The 3,241-nt window shown below is 66.6% G+C and carries 3 protein-coding genes; all 3 read left to right on the forward strand.

From position 1 onward, the window contains the following. The first annotated feature begins 78 nt into the window (after positions 1–78). From P1P75_RS40705 to P1P75_RS40715, 3 genes are read left to right on the forward strand one after another with little or no spacing between them, the layout of a single operon-like run. Positions 79–1,407 (forward strand): ABC transporter substrate-binding protein, encoded by a 1,329-nt coding sequence (locus P1P75_RS40705; RefSeq protein WP_319264855.1) that lies wholly within the window; start codon positions 79–81, stop codon positions 1,405–1,407. A gap of 35 nt (positions 1,408–1,442) precedes the next feature. Continuing rightward, positions 1,443–2,372: a sugar ABC transporter permease gene (locus P1P75_RS40710; RefSeq protein ID WP_319264857.1), complete on the forward strand. Its 930-nt coding sequence runs from the start codon at positions 1,443–1,445 to the stop codon at positions 2,370–2,372. After that, the gene (locus P1P75_RS40715; RefSeq protein ID WP_319264860.1) at positions 2,369–3,205 is read left to right on the forward strand and encodes a carbohydrate ABC transporter permease; all 837 of its coding nucleotides are present in this window, start codon (positions 2,369–2,371) and stop codon (positions 3,203–3,205) included. Before P1P75_RS40710 ends, P1P75_RS40715 begins: the two co-directional genes overlap by 4 nt. Positions 3,206–3,241 lie beyond the last annotated feature (36 nt).

The following is a 3,241-nucleotide window of genomic DNA, read 5'->3' on the forward strand; positions in this document are numbered from 1 at the left end:
AGGGGATACTTTTCTTTTGCCTTTTTTGTGGGCTTGGAAATGTGTATAAGAGACAGCCCGTCTCCCGAAAGGCCCGAGATGAAGAGAAGAGCTCTCCCCGCGCTGGCCCTCATATGCGCCGTCGGTCTGGCCGGCACCGCCTGCAGTGACCCCTCCGTCGGTTCCGGCGACTCGGGCACGGACGCGAAGCGGACGGCGGTCGACCCCACCGCTCGGCTGGACGGCGTGAAGCTGACGATGTGGACCGCGCAGAACACGCTCAACGCGCCCAAGCAGGTCGTCGAAGCCTTCGAGAAGGCCACCGGCGCCCAGGTCGAGACCCAGGCGATTCCCGACCTGTACGAGCAGAACGTGCCGACCAAGCTCGCCTCGGGCGACAAGCCGGACCTGATGTTCTGGCAGCCCTCGATCTCCACGCTGCCCTTCATCCAGCCGCAGCAGAACCTCCTCACCCTCGACGGCGAGCCGTGGGTCTCCAAGCTCGGTGGCACGGAGCAGTCCCTGGGCGTCATCGACGGCAAGCGGTACGCGGCGATCGTCACCAGCCCCGCCATGCTCGGCGTCTACTACAACAAGGACGTCTTCAAGGCGGCCGGGATCACCGAGAGCGACTTCCCCACGTCCTACGACGAGTTGCTGGCCCTCGGCCGCACCGTCACGGACCGCACCGAGGCGGCGGGCTTCTACGAGGCCGGCGGTGACAAGTGGCCGCTTCAGTGGCAGATGCAGGTCCAGCTCACCGACCTCGACGAGCAGTGGTGGGCCGACCTCAACCAGAACAAGAAGAAGTGGACCGACCCGGTCGTCGTCGGCGCGATCAAGAAGTACAAGGAGAAGCTGCTCGACGCCGGGCTCGCGCAGAAGAACTACAGGACCGGCACCTTCACCGGGCAGGCGGACTCCCTCTGGAAGGGCGAGGCGGGCATGGTCCTCAACGTCACGTCGTTCCAGAGCCAGTTGCAGGCCAAGTACTCCACGGCCGAGATCGACAAGAGGATCGGCTGGTTCCCGATCGCCAACTCCTCGGCCACCGGCATGTATTCGCCCGACCAGACCAACGGTGTCGTGGCGTTCAGGACGGGTGACGACAAGCGGCAGAACGCGGCCCGTCAGTTCCTCGCCTTCTGGCTCGGCCCGGACTACGCCGACTACATCAAGGCGATGAATATCCCCTCCGTCCAGCCGTCGGTCCCGACCCCGGCCGGCCTTCCGCAGGCCTCGACGGCCCAGGTCGCGGCGCTGCCCAAGGCCATCGGTGTCTTCCAGGCGAAGGCGATCGTCGCCCCCGACACACACCTGTACCTCGGCGACATGATCTTCGGCAAGAAGACTCCGCAGCAGGTCGCGCAGGCGATCCAGGACCAGTTCGCGCAGGTGGCCAAGGCCCAGGGCGCCACCGGCTTCTAGACCGACCAGAGACCCCCACGGGCAAGGACTTACCGATGGCGGACACGGCCATACACACGCGCAAGCAGAAACCGGCGCCCGCGAGGGGCCGGGAGAGAAGGGCGGGACGGCTGCCCCGCGCCGCCGTGCACCACCCCTGGTGGTTCGCGCTCCCCGCGATCGCCGTCTTCGCGGTCTTCTTCCTGGTGCCGAACCTGCTCAACTTCTACTACCCGTTCACGAACTGGTCCTCGTACCACCCCGACATCGCCTTCACCGGCCTGGACAACTTCCACAGCATCGCCGCCGACGGCTCGCTGCTGCGGGCGATCCGGACCACCCTGCTGTACGCCCTGCTGGCGGCCGTCTTCCAGAACGCGTTCGGGCTCGGGCTTGCGCTGCTGCTGGAGGCGGACTCCCGCTTCAACCGGTTCTTCCGTGCCGTCTTCTTCCTGCCGGTGCTGATCTCGGCTCTGGCAACCGGTTACGTCTTCCAGGCGCTGCTGAACCAGGACGGCGCCGTCAACGGCGTCCTCGGTACGGACATCCCCTGGCTCGGCTCGACGACCTGGACGCTGGTCCTGGTCACCGTCATCCACGGCTGGAAGTGGATGGGCCTGTCCATGCTGATCTACCTGGCCGGACTCAAGGGGATCCCCGGCGAGATGCTGGAGGCCGCGAAATGCGACGGTGCCGGGCCGTGGCGGACCTTCTGGTCGGTGCGCTGGCCGATGCTGGCGCCCGCCCTCACCTTCAACGTCACCACGGCGCTGATCGGCTCGATGAACACCTTCGACATCGTGCAGGCCACGACCGGAGGCGGGCCGGCGGCCTCCACGGAGGTCTTCAACATCTACATGTTCCGGATCTTCGGACAGGGCCTGTACGCGCAGGCCTCCGCGATGAGTCTCGTCCTCTTCCTGGTCGTGGTCGCCGTCGCGATCCCCCTCGTCATCGGACTGCGCCGAAGGGAGCAACTGCTGTGAGCACCGCCGTGCATCCCGCCTGGCGTTACGGCCGTCCGGCGCTCGTCCTGCTGATCGCCGGAGTCGCCGTGGGCGTACCGCTGTGGCTCGTTGCCGTCACCTCCGCCAAGCCGCAGGCCGAAGCGATCACACCGAACCTGAGCCTCCCCCGGCACTGGCAGCCGGGGAGCAACTACGCAGACGCCGTCGGCCAGGGGGAGATGCTGCGCGGCTTCTTCAACTCCCTTCTCGTCGTGGTGCCTTCGGTCGCCCTGGTGCTGATCCTGGGCGCGGGAGCCGCCTGGGTCTTCGCCCGGCGCAAGTCGAAGCTGGTGTCGGCCGCGTACGCGCTCTGCATCAGCGGGCTGCTGCTGCCGCCCGCCGTCATCACCATCGTGATGGAGCTGCGGCAACTGGGACTGGCCGGCACCCGGCCCGGCATGATCGCCGTCTACACCGGGATGTATCTGTCCACGTCGATCTTCTTCATGACCGGCTTCATCCGGGCCATCCCCCTGGAGCTGGAGGAGGCCGCCCGGATGGACGGCGCGACACCGCTGCGGATCTTCGGGCAGATCGTCCTGCCGCTGCTCAGGCCGGTCATCGCCACCGCGACGATCATGGTGATGCTCTACGCCTGGAGCGACGTCTTCTACGCCTTCTTCGTCCTCGGCGGCGGAGACAGGGCGACCCTGCCACTGAACCTCTACCAGGTGGCCAGCGCCCAGCTCTATCTCAACAACTGGCATCTCGTCTTCGCGTACGTCGTGGTGATGAGCCTGCCCATGGTCGCCATCTTCCTGGTGGCCCAGCGAAAGATCGTGTCCGGAATCACCAGTGGAGCCGTCAAATGACCGGAGGTCCCTCAGCGTGAGCACCCCCACCCCCAC

It is taken from the genome of Streptomyces sp. ID05-39B (genome assembly GCF_033794725.1).
GTDB lineage: Bacteria > Actinomycetota > Actinomycetes > Streptomycetales > Streptomycetaceae > Streptomyces > Streptomyces bobili.